The 18477-nt window shown below is 52.7% G+C and carries 19 protein-coding genes; 3 read left to right on the top strand and 16 right to left on the bottom strand.

The genetic code is table 11. From position 1 onward, the window contains the following. Positions 1-27: 27 nt before the first annotated feature. Positions 28-372, bottom strand: coding sequence for a thioredoxin family protein (locus tag BLT35_RS02095; protein WP_254611212.1), 345 nt, complete (start codon positions 370-372; stop codon positions 28-30). 89 nt (positions 373-461) lie between these two features. On the opposite strand from BLT35_RS02095, the gene BLT35_RS27445 reads away from it, so the two are divergent. Continuing rightward, complete coding sequence (locus BLT35_RS27445) at positions 462-659, top strand: hypothetical protein (RefSeq protein ID WP_074726888.1); 198 nt, start codon at positions 462-464, stop codon at positions 657-659. A 79-nt stretch (positions 660-738) separates the two neighbouring features. On the opposite strand, the gene BLT35_RS02085 is transcribed toward BLT35_RS27445, so the two are convergent. From BLT35_RS02085 to BLT35_RS02075, 3 genes are all read right to left on the bottom strand, one after another. Then, entirely contained in the window at positions 739-2352 is a 1614-nt protein-coding gene (locus BLT35_RS02085) for an ABC-F family ATP-binding cassette domain-containing protein (RefSeq protein WP_062408714.1), read from the bottom strand. A 126-nt stretch (positions 2353-2478) separates the two neighbouring features. Beyond that, the gene (locus BLT35_RS02080) at positions 2479-4398 is read right to left on the bottom strand and encodes an ABC-F family ATP-binding cassette domain-containing protein (protein WP_074726887.1); all 1920 of its coding nucleotides are present in this window, start codon (positions 4396-4398) and stop codon (positions 2479-2481) included. Next, positions 4395-5429: a M42 family metallopeptidase gene (locus tag BLT35_RS02075; protein ID WP_062410934.1), complete on the bottom strand. Its 1035-nt coding sequence runs from the start codon at positions 5427-5429 to the stop codon at positions 4395-4397. The genes BLT35_RS02080 and BLT35_RS02075 overlap by 4 nt, the downstream gene beginning before the upstream one ends. 124 nt (positions 5430-5553) lie before the next feature. On the opposite strand from BLT35_RS02075, the gene BLT35_RS02070 reads away from it, so the two are divergent. Next, positions 5554-5886, top strand: a complete 333-nt coding sequence (locus tag BLT35_RS02070) for an ASCH domain-containing protein (protein ID WP_062408716.1) — start codon at positions 5554-5556, stop codon at positions 5884-5886. A 123-nt stretch (positions 5887-6009) separates the two neighbouring features. Continuing rightward, positions 6010-6441 (top strand): DUF2269 family protein, encoded by a 432-nt coding sequence (locus BLT35_RS02065; protein ID WP_054818239.1) that lies wholly within the window; start codon positions 6010-6012, stop codon positions 6439-6441. Positions 6442-6459: 18 nt separating this feature from the next. Here BLT35_RS02065 and BLT35_RS02060 read toward each other — a convergent pair whose 3' ends face one another. From BLT35_RS02060 to BLT35_RS02005, 12 genes are all read right to left on the bottom strand, one after another. Next, positions 6460-6750, bottom strand: a complete 291-nt coding sequence (locus BLT35_RS02060; protein WP_054818238.1) for a Dabb family protein — start codon at positions 6748-6750, stop codon at positions 6460-6462. Between the two features lie 199 nt (positions 6751-6949). After that, positions 6950-7861, bottom strand: coding sequence for a PP2C family protein-serine/threonine phosphatase (locus tag BLT35_RS02055; RefSeq protein WP_074726886.1), 912 nt, complete (start codon positions 7859-7861; stop codon positions 6950-6952). A 3-nt stretch (positions 7862-7864) separates the two neighbouring features. Continuing rightward, a complete protein-coding gene (locus tag BLT35_RS02050; protein WP_054818236.1) occupies positions 7865-9373 on the bottom strand; it encodes a DUF6382 domain-containing protein in 1509 nt (502 codons plus the stop codon). Positions 9374-9388: 15 nt separating this feature from the next. Continuing rightward, positions 9389-9898, bottom strand: coding sequence for an A24 family peptidase (locus tag BLT35_RS02045; RefSeq protein ID WP_235594297.1), 510 nt, complete (start codon positions 9896-9898; stop codon positions 9389-9391). Beyond that, the gene (locus BLT35_RS02040) at positions 9895-10548 is read right to left on the bottom strand and encodes a TadE/TadG family type IV pilus assembly protein (RefSeq protein ID WP_074726948.1); all 654 of its coding nucleotides are present in this window, start codon (positions 10546-10548) and stop codon (positions 9895-9897) included. The genes BLT35_RS02045 and BLT35_RS02040 overlap by 4 nt, the downstream gene beginning before the upstream one ends. Positions 10549-10571: 23 nt before the next feature. Then, entirely contained in the window at positions 10572-12890 is a 2319-nt protein-coding gene (locus BLT35_RS02035) for a hypothetical protein (RefSeq protein WP_254777498.1), read from the bottom strand. Beyond that, complete coding sequence (locus BLT35_RS02030) at positions 12883-13893, bottom strand: TadE/TadG family type IV pilus assembly protein (RefSeq protein WP_074726885.1); 1011 nt, start codon at positions 13891-13893, stop codon at positions 12883-12885. The genes BLT35_RS02035 and BLT35_RS02030 overlap by 8 nt, the downstream gene beginning before the upstream one ends. Before the next feature lie 8 nt (positions 13894-13901). Continuing rightward, complete coding sequence (locus BLT35_RS02025) at positions 13902-14135, bottom strand: Flp1 family type IVb pilin (RefSeq protein WP_054818232.1); 234 nt, start codon at positions 14133-14135, stop codon at positions 13902-13904. A gap of 42 nt (positions 14136-14177) precedes the next feature. Next, positions 14178-15050 (bottom strand): type II secretion system F family protein, encoded by an 873-nt coding sequence (locus BLT35_RS02020; RefSeq protein WP_254777497.1) that lies wholly within the window; start codon positions 15048-15050, stop codon positions 14178-14180. Between the two features lie 6 nt (positions 15051-15056). Beyond that, positions 15057-15911, bottom strand: a complete 855-nt coding sequence (locus tag BLT35_RS02015; protein ID WP_074726884.1) for a type II secretion system F family protein — start codon at positions 15909-15911, stop codon at positions 15057-15059. A 7-nt stretch (positions 15912-15918) separates the two neighbouring features. Next, on the bottom strand, positions 15919-17139 hold the full coding sequence (locus BLT35_RS02010) for a TadA family conjugal transfer-associated ATPase (protein ID WP_074726883.1): 1221 nt from the start codon (positions 17137-17139) through the stop codon (positions 15919-15921). Then, entirely contained in the window at positions 17060-18253 is a 1194-nt protein-coding gene (locus BLT35_RS02005) for a P-loop NTPase family protein (protein WP_062408723.1), read from the bottom strand. Before BLT35_RS02005 ends, BLT35_RS02010 begins: the two co-directional genes overlap by 80 nt. Between the last annotated feature and the right edge of the window lie 224 nt (positions 18254-18477).

Below are 18477 nucleotides of genomic sequence, written 5' to 3'. Positions count from 1 at the left end.
TGATAGGTTGGATTGATCTTCAAATCTTCAAGACCGATCGGTTACTTTGCCGCTCTCGTCCAGCATCCACAGGCGAAGCTCTTGTACGCTTCCCAGGCGGTACAGAAGCGCGGCGGGATTTCCGTCCTCGATCCGGACGAGACAAGGGACACTCTCAATTTGCCAACCGTGAGCCAGTCCCGGGGCATAGTTGATATTGCAGAGGCCGACAGGAATGTCCGGGTGCATGGCCGCGATGACTTCAAGCATGCGCATGCCTACCTTGCAAGTCCCGCACAGTGGCGTATAAAAATAGATAAAGCGAATATCCTGCTTCGCCGCTTTACCGCCCGATCGTTTCAACAGTTGCTTCTCGGTCCATTCCGGCAGCATCGTCTGCTCCCCCATCTTTTTTACATGTTGCTTCCTTGTGTACTAATCTATTAGAATGTAGCTATATATGACAAGGGCAGGTGTGAAAGATGTCAGACTCCACGAACATAAACGAGCCGCGCAAGATCAGCTTGGCTGATGCCATTAAAAACAAGCTCGCGCAGAAAAAACAAGGGCAGCACGAAGCCAGGGCAAACGCCCAGCAGCGGGCAGGCAGCGATGCGGTCATGCGCAGCCAGAACAATAAAAAGCCAAACAACCAAAGGCGCCGTACCGGCGGGAGCTAGTCTTGCGCTCCGCAGCCGTATGGGAAAGAAGGATGAGCACCGCTTGATCGGCGGCAGCTCATCCTTTTTCCTGTTTCCGTTATGCGTACAGCGCTTCACGCTGCTTCTTGATCTCTTCATTCTCCAAGTATTCATCATATGTGATGCTCTTGTCGATCAAACCGTTCGGAGTAATTTCGATAATCCGGTTGGCAATGGTTTGCACGAATTGATGGTCATGAGAAACGAAAAGAATCGTTCCGTCGAAGTCGATTAATCCGTTGTTGAGCGCCGTGATAGATTCCAGATCCAAGTGGTTTGTCGGCTCATCCAGAATCAGCACATTGCCGCCGCTCATCATCATTTTGGAAAGCATGCAGCGCACCTTCTCGCCCCCGGACAGCACGCTCGCCTTCTTCAATGCTTCTTCGCCGGAGAACAGCATGCGTCCAAGGAACCCGCGGATGTACGATTCATCCTGCTCCTTGGAGTATTGGCGCAGCCAATCGACCAGGTTCAAGTCCGTATCGAAATAAGCGGAGTTGTCTTTCGGGAAATACGCTTGTGAAGTCGTTATGCCCCAGCTGAATTCGCCCGAATCCGCTTCAATTTCGCCCATCAGAATTTGGAAGAGCGTGGTCTTGGCAATGCCGTTCGGTCCAACGAAAGCGATCTTATCGCCTTTATTGACCGTAAAGCTGATATTGTTCAACACCTGCTGCCCGTCGATCGTTTTATTGATCCGATCAACGGTAAGCAGTTGCTTGCCCGCTTCACGCTCCGGCGTGAATTTGATGAACGGGTACTTCCTTGTGGACGGTTTAATATCCTCGAGCTGCAGCTTCTCAAGCATTTTCTTACGGGAGGTCGCCTGCTTCGATTTGGACGCGTTTGCGCTAAAACGACGAATGAACTCCTCCAGCTCCTTGCGCTTCTCTTCCGTCTTCTTGTTCTGCTCTCTGACAAGCTTCAAGGCAAGCTGACTCGATTCGTACCAGAAATCGTAGTTACCGACATAAAGCTGGATTTTACCGAAATCGATGTCGGCAATATGCGTACATACCTGATTCAAAAAATGGCGGTCATGGGATACAACAATGACCGTCCCTTCGAATTTGGCCAGGAAATTCTCCAGCCAATTGATGGATTCGATATCCAAATGGTTCGTCGGCTCGTCAAGCAGCAGGATGTTCGGATTTCCGAACAGGGCTTGAGCCAGCAAAACACGTACTTTCTGATTGCCGTCCAGCTCTTTCATTTTCAGATCATGCAGATCTTTGGGAATACCGAGCCCGATCAAAAGCTCGGCCGCATCGGATTCCGCTTGCCAGCCGTCCAGATCCTGAAACTCGCCTTCCAGCTCCGCGGCGCGCATCCCGTCCTCCTCGGAAAAATCGGGCTTGGCGTACAAAGCGTCCTTTTCCTCCATAATCTGAAACAACCGCGCATGGCCCATAATGACGGTTTTGAGCACTTCCACTTCTTCATATTCAAAATGGTTCTGCTTCAGCACGGCCAGCCGTTCGCCCGGAGTAATGCTTACTTCGCCTTTATTCGGCTCCAGCTCGCCGGACAAAATTTTTAAAAAGGTCGATTTACCGGCACCGTTAGCGCCGATTAAGCCATAGCAGTTTCCCGGTGTAAATTTGATGTTGACATCCTCGAATAAAGCTCGTTTTCCGTATCTCAAGGTGACGTTCGTAACGGTAATCATATGATAAAAAACCTACTTTCCAAATAGACTGAAGTATCCCTTAAAAAAGATGACAGCTTCCAAATTTATATTATAGCACAAGTTGCATACGGTTCCCAATACGTGTAAGTTTTTTTACGCTTCGGTCTATTTGTTCCGTGCAATCGTTTCTACAAGCTCGGACAGCTCCGCCCAGCGGTCCATGGTCTGCTCCAGCTTGACGGTAAGCTCCTGCTCCTCGCGGTACAGCTCCTGCACCTTGCCGTAATCGCTCCCGGCCTTTTCAATTTCCTGTCTAACGTACGCCAAACGCTCCTCCAGCCCGGCGATAATGCCTTCGATTTCGTCCCATTCTTTCTGTTCCTTGTAAGAAAGCTTCCGGGGACGGTTCGGCTCGCGCTTATCATTGGCGGCAGCTTCAGAAGCCTCGGCCGGCTTCGATTCCCGTTTCTCCGCTTCAGCTTGCTTCGTCAGCCGGACGGACTCCATGTACTCCGTGTAGTTTCCGTAAAACCTGGTAACCCGTCCTTCCCCTTCGAACACAAACAAGTGATCGGCCGTCCGGTCCAGAAAATACCGGTCATGGGATACGGTGATGACAACACCGGGAAAATCCTCCAGGTACTCCTCAAGAATCGTAAGCGTCTGAATATCGAGATCATTGGTCGGTTCGTCCAGCAGCAGCACGTTCGGCTCTCCCATCAATGTGCGAAGCAGGTAGAGCCTGCGCTTTTCTCCGCCCGACAGCTTCCCGATCGGCGTCCATTGCTGAGCAGGGGTAAACAGGAAGCGCTCAAGCATCTGCGCTGCGGTCACCGTGTCGCCGCTTGCCGTGCGTACGACCTCCGCCGCCTCCTTGATGTAGTCGATGGCGCGCTGCTTCTCATCCATTTCCACGCTCTCCTGCGTATAATACGCCAGCTTCACCGTCGTCCCTGTGACGATGGCGCCCTCATCAGGTTTCAGACGCCCGGCCAGCATATTCAAGAACGTCGACTTCCCGCTGCCATTCGGTCCGATAATGCCGATACGGTCTTCCGGAAGCACGATATAGCTGAAATCCCTGATTAATGTCCGGCTTCCGATTGATTTGGTGACGTTCTCCAGCTCCATTATTTTTTTGCCGAGACGGCTTGCGCCGAGCGAAATATCCAGGTTCGCCGCCGGTCCGTCCGTTTTGCGGTCGCGCAGCTCGATAACGCGATCCACACGCGCCTTTTGCTTCGTCGTTCTGGCCTTCGCTCCCCGGCGCAGCCAGGCCAACTCGCGGCGCAGCAGATTTTGACGCTTATCCTCTTCCGCCGCTTCCCGCTCAAGCCGGTCCGCTTTCTTCTCCAGGAACGATGCATAATTGCCTTCATAGCTGTAAAGCTTGCCCCGGTCGAGCTCAAAGATCCGGTTCGTCACGCGATCCAGAAAATATCTGTCATGCGTAACCAGCAGCAATGCTCCCTTCCATTTTGCCAGGAAATCCTCCAGCCATTCCACCGTTTCGTGGTCGATATGGTTGGTGGGCTCATCCAGAATAAGTAAATCCGCCGGTTGGATGAGCACTCGCGCCATTGCCACGCGCTTGCGCTGTCCTCCGGAAAGCGTACCGACCTTTTGGCCGAAGTCGCGGATACCGAGCTTGGTCAGCACGGTCTTCGCCGTTGTAGACGCATCCCATGCTCCTGTGGCATCCATTCGCTGCTGCGCGGCAAACAGCTTGGCCTGCCGCTTTTCATCCTCCGGAGCCAGCTGCAGCTCGGCAAGCGCCCGTTCATATTCCCGGAGCGCCTGCATGATCGGAGTGTCACCGAAAAACACTTGTTCGAGCACCGTAGAATCCGGATCGAATGAAGGATTTTGCGGCAGATACTCGACATGGAAATGATTGGCATGAATCAGCTTGCCCTGCTCCAATGGTTCCAGTCCGGCCATCACCTTGAGCAGCGTTGACTTGCCGGTGCCGTTCACGCCGACAAGACCGATCCGCTCCTTTTCATTGATCTGGAATGTCATATCGTCAAAAAGTACTTTTTCACCATAGCTTTTGGATAAATGTTCAACCGTCAATATGTTCACGAGGCTCCTCGCTCCTTCGCAATAGAATACGGTTCTGCGGGCTCCGTCACGTATGCGGCGAGCAGGGCCGTTGTCTGTACGATCGCTTCGACGTGCGTCCGTTCCATCGCGTGGGAGGCGTGCACCCCCGGTCCGATCAGCGCCGCCCGAATGTTGCCGCCAGCTCGAAGCGCTGCGGAAGCGTCCGATCCGTAATGCGGATAGATGTCTACGGCATGCTTCAGTCCATCGCGTTTTGCCAACTCGATCAGTCTGGTGGTCATCGCGTAATCGTATGGACCGGAGGAATCCTTGGCGCAGATCGACACATCGAACTCCGTACAGGTCAGGTCGTCGCCGATGGCCCCCATATCGACGGCAATCATTTCTTCGATATCCTGCGGAATCCAGGCCGCCCCGTGTCCGACTTCCTCATAGGTGCTGATCAATATCTTCAGCTTGCGTGCAGGTACGACCGACTCCCGCCTGATGAGCTCAAGCAGCCCGAACAGCGCAGCCACCCCCGCTTTATCGTCGAGATGCCTCGATTTAATAAATCCGTTGGTTTTAAACTGCGTTCTCGGATCAAATGAAATAAAGTCACCGGGGGCGATGCCGAGCGCCTTTACCTCGTCCGCACTGCTTACAGGTTCATCCAGACGCACTTCCATGACGGCTTCTTCCCGTTTCAGGTCACGGGCATCCGAAAAGACGTGAACCGACGGCTTATGGGTCAGGATCGTACCATCGTAGGTCCTTCCGTCACGGGTATGCACCCGGCAGTATTCATTCTCAATGGCCCCCATCATGTATCCTCCGATCAAGGTCAAACGCAGAGCGCCGTTCCCTTTGATCGATCGCACCATGGCACCGAGCGTATCGACGTGCCCGGACAGGCCGATGACCGGGTCCTCACGGCGTCCCTGCACCTCGATAATGCCGCAGCCTTTGGGGGTAAAGTCCATCGCATACCCAAGTTTATCGGCTTCCCGGGCAAGCTTGTCCATGATCTCCCCGCAGAAGCCGCTTGGACTCGGCGTTTTGAGCAGCATGTCCAGCACCTGAAGCACATAGTCTTGATTGACGTTCCATTTCAAGGTCTTCGCCCCTTTCTTGCTTCTATTTTCATTTTCGTGTAAGCTACGTTTGGACACAATGAAGGAGGTTTAATTTTACATGTCAGAAACAGCATTGCCGCCCAAAACTTGCAGCATCGACCAACTGGTGACCAAGGAAAACGACGTAGAAAAGGTGCTAAGCGGCGAAAAAACGGCGACTCGCCGAAACGGACGCTACGCCGATGTCGGCGAGATCATGGAGCTGAAAGGCCGTAAATTCGAAATCACGAAAGTATACCAGCAGTCCTTGGGCGAGTTAACGGACGAAGCCGTTCAAACCGAAGGATACCCTAATGTGGAAGCATACAAAAATTACATATTGTCCATGCATGCCGGAATGCCTTGGCTGCCTCACATGAAGGTGTGGGTTCACGAGTTCCGCGCGGTATGATATGCAAAAACAGTGTAGCCGCCTTTTCGACGGCAACCCAAGGTGCGGTCTCTCCGCACCCCGCCCGTCAACAGGCGCCTGCTACACTGTTTTTGTACTCCCTAACGATGGAGGCCTTATTTCATGTATCCTTGGCTTGTATTCATTCATTCCCTTAGCGCGATGGTGTCGATCGGACCTTACATCGTGCTTATTCCTATGCTCCGGAAGCTGAAAAGCTCCGAGGGAGCCGTGACGGATTCCTATCTGGATTCGTTCCAATTCACCGTTCGCCTGACCAAGCATGCCGGACATGTCCTCGTCGGTTCCGGGCTGCTCCTTATGTGGCTGGGCGACTGGCCTTGGACCACGTCATGGATCGCAGGCACGTTTATCGTACTGTTCGCCTCGCTGTTCTTCCTGGCGCGCGCCTTTTCTCCAACCATCCGCAAGCTGCGCGAACCGGTTCATGACCGCATCGCCCTGGTCCGAAAGCTGGGACGGGCGCTGTACATCTATTTATTCGTTCTTTTCCTGATGTTGTGGCTGATGGTGATGAAGCCTCAGCTTTGGTAACCGCTGCTCATACCGGAATCAGCTCTCGAAATCGACGCAAATGCTGGTTCCGTCGAGCACTTGCTTCATGTGCGCTTTCACCTCAAGATGGACCGGGTGATTGTCGTACACCTGCAGGTCTTCAAGCGAATCGAACTTCGTAATCAGCACGATGTCATAGGAACGTTCCAGATGAAGCACGTCGGTACCCACTTCAATATGGCGAAGCACCGGAATTTTCCCCTCCATATTTTTGAGCACATCGTAAGTCGCCTTTACGGACTCCGGGCTCCGGTCTTTCAGCTTAAACATCACTACATGGGTTATCATCTCATTCTCTCCCCTTTATATCCCATATCTTTTTTTGCTGCATCTCATAGCGTCGATATGCTGCTGTATATGGATAATCTGCCATTTGCAGAATTTTTCCGAAGTTAGCGGCGCAATTCGTCAGCCATTGGATTTTACTGCCTATAAAAGAAAATTTCTTTATCAAGAATTCATTATAACATTGAAAGTGTCCCGTAATCTACTGAAATCCTGACTTCCAATTGCGGAGAATAACAGAAAATACGCCAAGCATTCTTTTCAGGAAAAGAATGCTTAGCTGAAAATGGACGTTCACACGTCTCCTGACAGAAACAGGCGCCGTTCCTGACGGCTCCAGCAGCAGCAGACTGATGTTGTCCTCCGATTTCTTACTCAAAGCCCTGGAGAGCAGCTCATCGCACATCTCCTGAGCGTCCATTCCACTTTGCCGCAGCTTGCGAAGCATGGAAGCAACGGATGGATCGGAATAAAGATTATGAAATCCGTCGCTTGTTACGAGAAACAACGTATGAGCCGAATACAAGCCGGAACGTATGTAAATATCGGGATCCTTACGCATGCCAAGCGACTGCAGCAGGACATGGCGCTTCGGATGCGTGCGGGCGCGCTTCGCGGACATCCGTCCCCTGCGCACCTGCTCGGCAGCCCATGAATGGTCACGGGTCAACCGGCCGCATTGGCCGTTCGGCTTTAAGCGGTAAATCCGGCAGTCTCCCACATGGACAATGGTATATACAGGTTCAACAAGAAGGAGCAGCGTGAGCGTTGTGCCGAGCGCATCGTTTCTTTGGATCGCCGCATCACGAATTTCCCTGTTTATAGAACGAAAAAGCGCTTCGCCCTCCTGCGCCAACGCCGTTAAAGCGTCTGCCGAAACAAGCTGGGGCAAGCGATTGTCGAGCCATGCTTTTACCCTTTGTACGGCAAGCTCGCTGGCCCAACCGCCGTCGGCCGTCCCTCCCATCCCGTCGGCAATGGCTGCGGCGGCATAAGGCTTTCCTTCCCGGCTCGTCCCCATCCGGAGCAGCGAGCGGTCTTCATTCCATGTGCGAAACCACCCGGAGTGCGTGGCCGCTCCGTACCGCCAATGCACGGCAATCGTTTTTTTCACCCGTCAAGACCCCATTTTAAACGTAAATTCGGTCGTTACGATCTTTACTATATCACCTTCTTTCAAAGGCTGCACCTGGTATGGTACCAGAGCTTCCCCATTCAGGGTCGTACCGTTGAGCGAACCCAGGTCGCGAATTCCATATCCTTCCTGATCCTGTAAGATTTCCGCATGAAGACGGGACACCCCCTCTTCGGCATGGATCAAATCCGCTTCATCAGCAGCGCGTCCTATAACGAAGCCGGGCTTTTGAATGCAAGCCTGCTGCCGAACGCCATCCCTGAAGAATTCCAGGAAAGGCGCAGCGCGCTTTTCCTTTCGGGCAGGCCTTCCAAGGAATACGGTGGCGTCGGGAGGACTGAGCAGCATCGTTCGCATCGCCAGATCAGGCGCAGGGGTTAAGGAAGGAAACGGTTCCACCGGTTGGATCTCCTCTTTTAACGGCTCCTTCCGCTGCACCGGTTCCGCAAGGCCGATTCTCGAGAAAAATCCGCCGTCGCCTCCGGCATCCCCGTAATCAGGAGCCCAATCTTCTACAGACGGCTCATCCTCAGCTTCGGTGCCTGCAGCATGACGAATCCGGCGCAGGAAGACAAGGGCGGCCGCACCGAACAGCACAGTCAGTCCGGCACAGACATACAGCATAAGTTCTTGGGGCTGATCGGCATAAAGCTTCCAAATCAATCCCCACATCAGCACAGTCAAGAGTACGATCCAGAGCTGCTTCTTCTTGTGCCGGTTCTCTTCCCTGCCTCGGGCTTCGTATACCTCATCTGTCGACAAGATTGGCGAAACGGCCTGCGCGTGCTGCATATCATCGAATTCTCGGCGCTCCTGCGGCTTTTCCATTATTTTTCGATCAACGGCAGACGGTTTCTCCGGCAGCTCCAAGGACGATGGAATCCCGGACGGAACTGCTGCGGGAGTTTCCTCAAGAAGGTTCAACTGGTTGTGCAGCAGCTGCTTCAGCTCGGGCAAGTTGAAGGAATCCTCCTGCAAATAGCGCATCAGTTCCTGAAAGCCGTTGCCATGAAGCTCGGTAACGCGGTGGATCCAACGGGAAGCCAACTGCTGAATATCCGAGGACACCGGATGTTTGCCTGTCAAATTGTTTTTGGGCACGTAAGTCAAATACAGGTCCTGCAATCCGCTGCCGCAGTAGATGTACTCTTCCTTAAGCACATATCGTCCGGGCTGCAGCATATAAACTTTACTGTCATCGAGGATTTCAACGATCCTTAGCAGCAAACTATAATAACTGCGAAGCGTCAACTGCTCCATGCGGAGCCAATAGGCAAGCATTCTCTTGCCAGTGATGTTGTAGTGAAGCCGTATTTGGCCATCCTTCGCTTCTACCTGCAGCTCAAGCAGTCTGGGAATCCGGTTGGCCGAGAGCATATTGACCTGAAAGGAGGATAGCTCTTCCTGCTCTCCATGAGGAAAAGTGAGAACCATATAATGCCCATGCTCGCTTACGTAATTCACTTGCAGACCATAAAGCTGCTGATCCACTCCGTTGTCCTCCTCTCAGCCTAAAATAAGGGTGTACGCCGCCCCCGGCGCTACAGCCCACATAAAAGGAAAGCGCAGACGGCTTCCCGGATCCCCTGCCCATTCAGACGGGTGCAGATCGCGGAAAATGACGATGCGGAGCAGTGACACAGCCGTATCTTTCAGCCTTTGAACTCCGTCGCTGCGCCATAACAAAATTACTACGGCGATACATCCGGCCGCCAGAAGGGAAGCTGCCATAGCATACAATACAAGGGTCGCGCCAACAAGCGATCCCAATGCGGCAAACAGCTTTACATCACCGGCAGCTACTGCACGTATCGCATATAAGGCCAGCATCGGAACAAAGCCGCATAGAAATCCAAGACCAGCGAACCACAAACCGTTCCAACCGTCGGCAGCGGCATGGCAAACCACCCCCGCCCCGGTTCCGGAAACCGTAAGCCAATTCGGAATTTTATGCTTCGTAATGTCCGTTACAAAAGCAATGGAAAGCAACAAGCCCGAAAGCCACAGCGCCATCATGATTCCCCTCCCACCCATGCACGCTCCAGCGCTTTTTTTCGCAGCATGATCGTTTTCTTGAAAAACGGAACGGCAAACGTGTATTCATACTGTGCCTCAATGGTGACATAGACCTCCTCATGGTGATCGAAATCGGGAAACGAAAGCCTCGTAACCAGCAGCTTCTCCCTCTCCAGCCGGTCCGTCGCGGCCAATGATGCAATGATAGGCGTTGCCGCTTCCGCCAGCCGACGCTCGAGCTCCTGCTTGGCTTCCGCCGCAGCAGAGCCCCCTAATGCCTCAAGCTGCTCCCTCCGCTCTTTCTCCCATTGAGCCAAGCGGACAAGCGGCTCCGGAATCCATCGCCCGTATTGCTCCACAAATTGTTCGGCATCCAACACCTTCTGTCTTGCCGCATCCGCCTGGGCCGCAGCATGGCCGAGCCATACGCTCGCACGGCTGTTTGACCACCGGGATTTCGCTTCTCTGTACAATTGTTCTACTGGATACATATTCGCAGCAACGACCTTAGCCGATTCCGAAACGGCCGACTGCAATGCCATCTCCGTAAGAGACAGCCGTATGAAAGCAGTGAGCAGCGTAACAAAGGCGATAAAGAAAGGCAGCGTCAACGCCGCTTCCAGCACAATGCTTCCCTGCTGCTCTTTCATAATACGCAAGCTCTTCCGCCCCCCTAATATGTATAATCCGCCGTCTTGGTGATTCGGCACCTGTTCCCTTCGATGACGCAGCCGGAAAACTCCGATTTCCCTATCGCTTTCATTACCCGCGGAAGAAACCAAAGCTGAAACGAGGTCGAAGCCGTGCCCGTGACATAGGTCGAAGCTTCCCGCAAATCGAGGCCCGTATTCAACTGCAAAAGTCCCTGCATACGGGATAACAGCGTCTCTTCCCGGCTGTGCAGAAGCAGAAACACACGCAAATAATCTTTATATCCCATCGTCAAAAGGTTCCCGAGTTTGCTGGAAACGGGAAGCTGTTCGCCCTGGATCAGCCTAGCCATGTCCTGCTGCGCCTGCTGCGCTCCTTCTGCAATGGCTGCGAGCAAAACCAGCAGCGGCGAGCCCGCGGTTAATACTTTGCTCTGCGGTTCGAGAAGCGATTCCAGTACGCCAACCGCCAGCCGGAACGCAAACATCTCCGCGTATGCCATGGAATAATTACCGGCGCATGACCCCGCCCCATAAAGCAAGTATTCCACCTCCTGGTTTGTGAGCGGATGCTGTTGAGGAGCCGAAAGCTCTTTGGAGGCTTTGACTTGACCGAAGGCATCTTTTTCAAGCCCTAATGTACGATAACTGAATTTGCTTACCGCAAATTCGTTGATATAAAAGTCATCCCTGATCTCCATAAGGGCCTGCTCAAGCTCAGTGACAAGCCTTAAAGCCGACAAACCGGCTTCATCGGGTGTTCGCAGATTGACGTCGGGAACCGGTGCGGCCGCGTTCGCGGCTTGATTCCATTCCAAATAGGATTGAACATACCCCGATCTTTCGCGCTCGGCCGGATTTCCTTGCAGCTCCTTGTAATATCCTTCATATGGATCCGTTCCGCTGATCAGACTGCAGCTTCCAAGGCCTCGCTGAATCTGATCCAGCACAGCTTGTGTTTTTGACCGCTGTTCCCGCTTGGCCGTCCGGTTTGCGCCGCTTATCCGTTGACGCTCCTCATGCCCCGGATTGTATCTGGAAAATACTTCATCCGCCTTCTGACGGAAACCATCCAGAGAAGACATGGTGGCGGCATATTTTTGCTGCGTGAACATCAACCCGTCCTGGATTTGGGCATGAACTCCGTAAAATTTGGAGACCGAGGCGCTAACGCCGGCTTCCTGTTCGTCCAAATCCTGCCGGTCGACAAGATGCACGTGTCCAAAGACCTTTTCGGCTTCCAATGCACCGCTGTCCTCCGCTTGAGAAGAAGCAAGCCGGGAGATTTCGGCGTTGAGCTCGTCGTTTGCCTTCTTGGCCAGACTCATCGCTTGGCCGTAAGCTTCATGCAATGAGCTTAATGCTTTCATATCTGCCGTGGATTTCAGTTTCAGCATAGCGAGTACTTCTGCATATCGGATAAGATCTTGCAGAAGCTGTTCGTACTCCATGACCTTTTGCACGGCCTCATCCAATTGCCGCTCAAGATTCACACGGGCTTGATTCAGCTGGGCTAAAGCCTCGGCAGTCACAGCTCCGGCCGAGACCATTGCAGCGATCGATGCATTCAAGCTTCGGATCTGCTCTTGAATGGTCTCCACCTGGGCTTTGGCGTTTTGGAGCGTAGACCGGACATTCTCGATCGTATGAATTCCGATACGCCCGCTGAGTTCGTTCAAATCACGCAAGTGCGTTTGATAGAACGGATGCATCTCCGTCGCCTTTTGACGGATATCGAGAAAGGCCTCCCAAGCCTCGTCCAGACGCAGGTCCCGTTCCTCCAACAGCTTCTCCACCCTAGCGGCATGCTCACCGAATCGGGAGGCTTGGCCCAATCCGGCGGCCACCCCGGTTTTCTTGAACTTGTCGGCCAGCTCCAGCCCATATATCATCGGAGCCCGGTATTTCATCTCCTCCAGTATTTGCTGTTTAAATATGCCGTGGTTGGAGAGAGCATACATGGGTGTGATCCGGGCGGAACCCGCTTCATACCGCTGATCGATAAACCGAAAGCGATCCGGCTCTGCTGCCTCGGACACATTGCCGGCAACGGTCCGTTCAAAGATCCGGTTTGCCCCATCGCCTCCGGAATGAAGCGAATAAAGCCCGTAAGTCTGCAGCGATTTGGAATATGCGGAGAGCGTAGAGCGGACTCCGGCCTTTACCGCATTCTCCGCTTCTTTATCCGCGCTTTTCCACCTCATCACATCGATCAACAGCCCGCACAATAAAAATATGGGAACAAGGACCGCAATCAAATAGATCGAGACGGCACCGCTCTGCTCCTTCCAAAGTCGGTTCCGGCTTCTCAGTTCACCCACCTCCCGATTCGTTTTATTCATGAATGACCACGACGATCCCGTTTCGCTCCAGTTCACGCAGCAAGCCAGGCGATAATTTTACCTTGTCTTGTTTGGATGGCTTAAAAAAATGCCAGACGACCCCCTTCACTTCCGTCCCTTTCTTGAGCAGCTCGGCATCTTTGACCATTTGAACCTCGCGTAAATTTTTTTCATTAAAGGTATAGTAGGCTTGATGGGCCACCCCTCCGGCATCCAACGCGTCAATCTTTCGCATGGTTCCCGGATTAACCTCTATCTCCTTTTCTGTGCCGCTGACGAGCAGACGCAAATATTGAGCTGCCTTCTTTTCATTATCGATCAGGGGCTTTTCCTTAACGGAGGTTTTAGGTTCAACCATCGCCGCGAGCGCATCTTTAGGCTTGATTCTGCCTTGAATTTCTCCAATAAACGTTCGTGTCAGATCGGTTAGGCGGATCGTCTCCGCCGGATCGACCACATAGGATTTAGAGGCTCCGCTGACGTTAGCCCTGCCCCACAGCCTTTGCGCAAAGTCCGGAAGGTGCATTGGCTTATGAAGCGCCGCCCGGACAAAACGCAGCACGCCAAAATTTTCGTACCCCAGCTCTCCCTGAGCTTCATCAGCTGCAATGGTACTCGCTGCTCTTACCAGTTTCGCTTGTGGTCCGCTATCTGCGGAAGCGTTGTTTGGAGTCAGAGGAAGTTTGACGGATGCCGACGGCATCGGCAGCAAAAAACTGAACATATGAGAAACGTTATCGTTCGTAAGCCGCCAATACAAACCGTCGTTGTCTCCCGCCTTCACCGCGCCTGTGAGCGGATCCTTTTTGCTGTTATCCCAAATATAGGCCGCACGTTCGGATGCCATGGCTGTCGTATACTGCAGCGAAGCCTGGTGATAGCTAAAGAGCGCCAGAAATAAGAGCAGCACCGTGGCCAGGAAAACGGCCGGCAGCGCAAGCGACGCCTCCAACATGATTTGACCTGCCGGGTCCCTGAGAAAGCGATGGATTCGTTTCATCATCAGAGCACCTAATTTTGTGAAGCAGGAGGATTGATTCTGACTTTATCCGATTCATAATTGTTTTGGTTATCGATAATTTCTTGGTTTGCTGATTTAAATAAACCATCGATCCATTCAATAATCCACTTCCGAAACGCAATCGCAATGATAATCAATACGGCGACAATCAACAAAATTTCCAGTGTGCCGAGACCGTCCTCCTCTTCCCACAATGGTTTCCAACCTATCGGCCAATTGTTCATCCTTCACCCTCCTCTTCTCGTCTATACACGTTTTGTTATTTATCAGTTCATCATCAGCATGGCCGGAGCCGCCACAATGACCATGACGACAAAGAAAATCAACACCATCGGAAATACCAGTTTCGACGAACCCTCCTCTCCCAGCGTACGGGCCAGCGCTTTCCGCTTATCCCATAAAGTGATGGACAGCTCTTGAAGCGACATCACAAGTTCATCGCCGCCCCTCTTGTGATTCATAAGCAGCGCAGTCGTAAACAGGGAGGTTTCCTGCATGGCGCAGCGTTTGCTGAACTCTTCCATCACCTTGGAAAAAGAACCGTTCATTTTCAAAGCTTGGACGGCCGCCGCAAGTTCCGTCAGCAGTGGACTTCCCCTGTGTTCCTTGCCTTCCACCGAACGGATTAAGGCTTGAGGCACCGTTTCACCGGCACTGACCAGCAGCAAGATACGGTTGAGCACCTCGGGCAGTTCGATCAGCATCTGCCGCTTTCGCTTCTGACATTGATTTGAAATTTGCTTGTACATTACAAATGGAATAAAAGCGGCCAACAGCAAACCGTACAGAAGCATTTCGGCTTGGCCGCCTGCGGCCCATCCCAGGAGTGTACTCAAGCACAGCGCACCATAGGAATACACGATGGCCTGAGCTGCAAACCGTTTGGTTTCGATCAATGCCTTTTTGGCTCCGTGCAATTGAATCATGATCAAATGCACTTGCCCGAGCGGCTCGGTTAACCGGTCGGCCAGTCTTGTCCGGTCCATGACCCAAAGACCTGCGGGCAAGATTCGGCTGAGCGCATCCAACGGTTTCGTCCCCCGATGCCCATGCACCCACGAACTGTACTGCGGACGGGCCATATATAACGCAGCGAAAGCAGCGGTCAGCTCCAGCACAAACAGGACAGCTATCCACACCTCAACTCACACCTTTATGTCCATTATTTTTTGCGCCAGCACATAACAGCCAAAAAGCACCGCGAGCGCACAGCTCATGATCAGCAGTCCTCCACCCTGGTAGAGCGGCTCCATGTAATCCGGAGTCGTCCAGGCCAGCGTTGCGATAATAGCTACTGGAGCAACGGAGAGTACTTTGGATTCGAATTTTTTTTGTGCCAGCATGACTTGAATATCCTGTTCGATATCCAGCTTTTCCTGAATCAATACGGATGTGCGGCGAACGACTTGAACCAAGCTTCCTCCGGTTCTTTTACAGGTGACGAACACTTCCGCAAACCTGTCGATTTCCTCAATATGAGCCCGTCCGCTAAACCCTGTTAAGCAGCTTTCAACCGTTTCCCCGTTTTCCATGCGCCTTTGCATGATCTCCAGCTCTTGGATGATCATGGCTTTGGAATCGGGATAAAGCAGCCTTAAGTCGCTTAACGCTTCCATCAATGCCGATTCCACCGACCGGCCTGCGCTTAATGCCGATGCGAGCGCCGACAGCATTTGTTTGAACTGCAGCTTTAACTGCGCTTTTCTTTTGACGATCAACTGCTTTCGGCGAATCGACGGATAGCCCAGACCGACAGCTCCGAATAATGCGGCTGCGACCGGATGCTTATAGAAAATGTAAGCAATGGCTGCCATCACCGCAGCCCCCCATAAGGCGGCGATCGTTATCTGACCTGGACTCATAACGTATTCGTCATAATCTTGAAGTGTTGAATTCGCCGGGGGCCGATGCCCCCGAACAAAAGGAATCGGCACTTGAAGCTTGGGACGCCCTGGCGTTGCCTTGAACATGGCCATCGATTCTCCTTTTCTGAAGCTCATCTTTTTTTTAACCCAAGCCTGCCATCCGAAGCTTCCATGTTCGCATCAGCGGATTTCCCGTCGGCTTGAGTTCACCCAGCACCATCCCCTCCGGCGTTTCTCCTGTTTCCTCGAACAGATACAATGGATTCAGCATCACCTCCCCATCATCCATTCCCACCACTTCACTGATTTCGGTCACCCGCCGGGAACGGTCCCGCAGCCTCTGCAAATGCACCATCACATCAATCGCCGAGGAGATTTGCTTTCGTACCACGCCCACGGGCAAGCTCGCCCCGCTAAGCACCATCGTCTCCAGCCTGCTGAGCATGTCCTTGACCGAGTTGGCGTGACCGGTAGACAAGCTCCCATCATGACCGGTGTTCATCGCCGACAGCATATCCAGCGCCTCCGCTCCCCGCACCTCTCCGACAATGATGCGATTGGGCCTCATCCGCAGCGATGTACGGATCAAATCGCGGATAGTAATCTCTCCTTTTCCGTCCGTATTGGCATTGCGCGTTTCCAGTCTGACCAAATTCGGTATACCGAGAATCTGCAGCTCCGCCGAATCCTCAATGGTGATGATCCGTTCGTCCGCCGGGATAAACTGCGCCAGCGCATTCAAAAATGTGGTCTTTCCCGACCCGGTCCCGCCGCCGATAAACAGGTTATATTTAGCCTTCACGAGCCGGATTAAGTCCTCGGCAGCTTCCTGGGATACCGCTTGTCGTGCGGTTAAATCCCGGATCGTCATCGGACGCTCCGGAAATTTGCGGATTGTCATGGCCGGGCCCTGAAGCGCAATCGGCGGAAGCACAATATTGACGCGGGAGCCGTCCCGCAGCCGGGCATCTACCATCGGGCTCGATTCGTTCACTAACCGGTTCACCCGGCCGACGATCGCCTGGATGGTATCCTCCAGCTTCTCACGGCTGTCGAAACGGATATCCGTCGCGATCACTTGCCCGTCTTTTTCAATAAAGATTTGATCATGGGAATTGACCATAATTTCCGATATGGTTCTGTCATCCACCAGCGGCTGCAGCACATCCAAGCCCCGAAAAGAGTAAAACAGCTCCGAAACGAGCTGCCGTTTCTGCCCAGCGGTCAGAAACGATTCTTTTGAATCCGCAAACACATGCTGTTCGATCGTTTCAACCAACTGCTCATCCGATAATGTGTTTCCGTAATCCATGCTCTCTTGAATTTTTTTGAGTAATTTCTGTTTCCTTTCCGCTGCGTTCATCCGGCCCGGCTTCTCCTTTCTCGCGCAATAATTCCTGGACCATAGAAGCTGTGAAGGCGGCTGAAACCATCCGCTCTACATGAGCCACCGCTTTCCACTCCGGCACATAAGGAAGCTCTCCCTGAAGGGTTATTCCGTACTTTGAAAAATCATTGAGCGCATGTCCGGTACTTTTATTGAGCCAAAAGGCGATTTTATCTATCGAGAGCATATCCTTATGATTGTCCTCCCCCTTCCAGCTTGCAAAAAGCTCCGCCGTCTTTTGCAAATGAATGCAGTCGTCAAGCACCAGCCAAAAAATATGATCCGCTTCTTGCAAGCCCTTGAGCGTGACCGGACTGGGGAAGGAATCCAAATCCAGAATGATCCAGTCGTATATACCCGATGCCGCCGCCCCTTGCAGAATGCGCTGCAGATCGGCGCTTTCCATCTCTACCATTTCTTTAGGGTGTGATGATGGCGGTACATAGTCGAACTTCAACTCCGGATGCCTGCGCTTTAACTGCTCCATTTTGGCTGCGAGGATGTCCGGATTCGTTTTGGCATAATATAGCATCTGCGAGAAAGTCTCCGACTCCCCGTCGCGATCTTCCGCAAACCAGGCTTTGGACGGAAGCCGTTCCAGCGGTAAGCACAATACCTTCTCCCCATGGAAGGCGAGTTGACGGGCCAGATGGACAGCCGTAACGGTCTTCCCGCTCCCGCCGACAGCGGAGTATACCGCTAAGGTCCTTGCGCCCCTTCTGCCGCGCAGCGGAGCGTCCTTGCGATATTCGTTATAATGAACGGCAACCCCCGACAGCAGATGATTCAGCGGCTGAAATTTAAACAGCACCGGATATTCAAGCAGCCCGCCCGCTCTCATTGAATCGCTGATCAGGACGATGCATCCCGTTTTGACGCGATAAGCCGAATCCGGCAAAGGCATCCAGGATTCATGGACCATCATAATAAACGGCTCTCTGGTTTCTTCCACAAAGCGAAAGCCCTCTTCCGCAGCGGTAAATACGCGTAGGCTGAAGCGTTCCGCATATTCCGAGGAACGAATATAGGCCGACAGCATATCGGCAAAATACGCGTCGTCATCGAGCAGCACCAGCAGCATTTTTGCCAAGCAGCATCACTCCCTTTCCTGTTTAGCGCCGAAAAAAGGCAACAAAAAAAGCACACGCCGCCAAGGTTCCCATCAACCTTGAAACAGCGGTGCTTCCGCTTGATATCATGAAATTAATCGTATTATATCCCTAATATTTGGAAAATGCAAGAGGAAATTGAGATAAAATATCGCTATTGGCCATGTTTATGAAATGGGCTCATCCTCACGTCTCCCAATTCCCT

The sequence above is a fragment of the Paenibacillus naphthalenovorans genome, assembly GCF_900099895.1.
Taxonomy (GTDB): Bacteria; Bacillota; Bacilli; order Paenibacillales; family NBRC-103111; genus Paenibacillus_G; species Paenibacillus_G naphthalenovorans.
The sequence above is the reverse complement of the archived record's forward strand: the minus strand, read 5'-3'. Positions and strand labels throughout refer to the sequence as shown.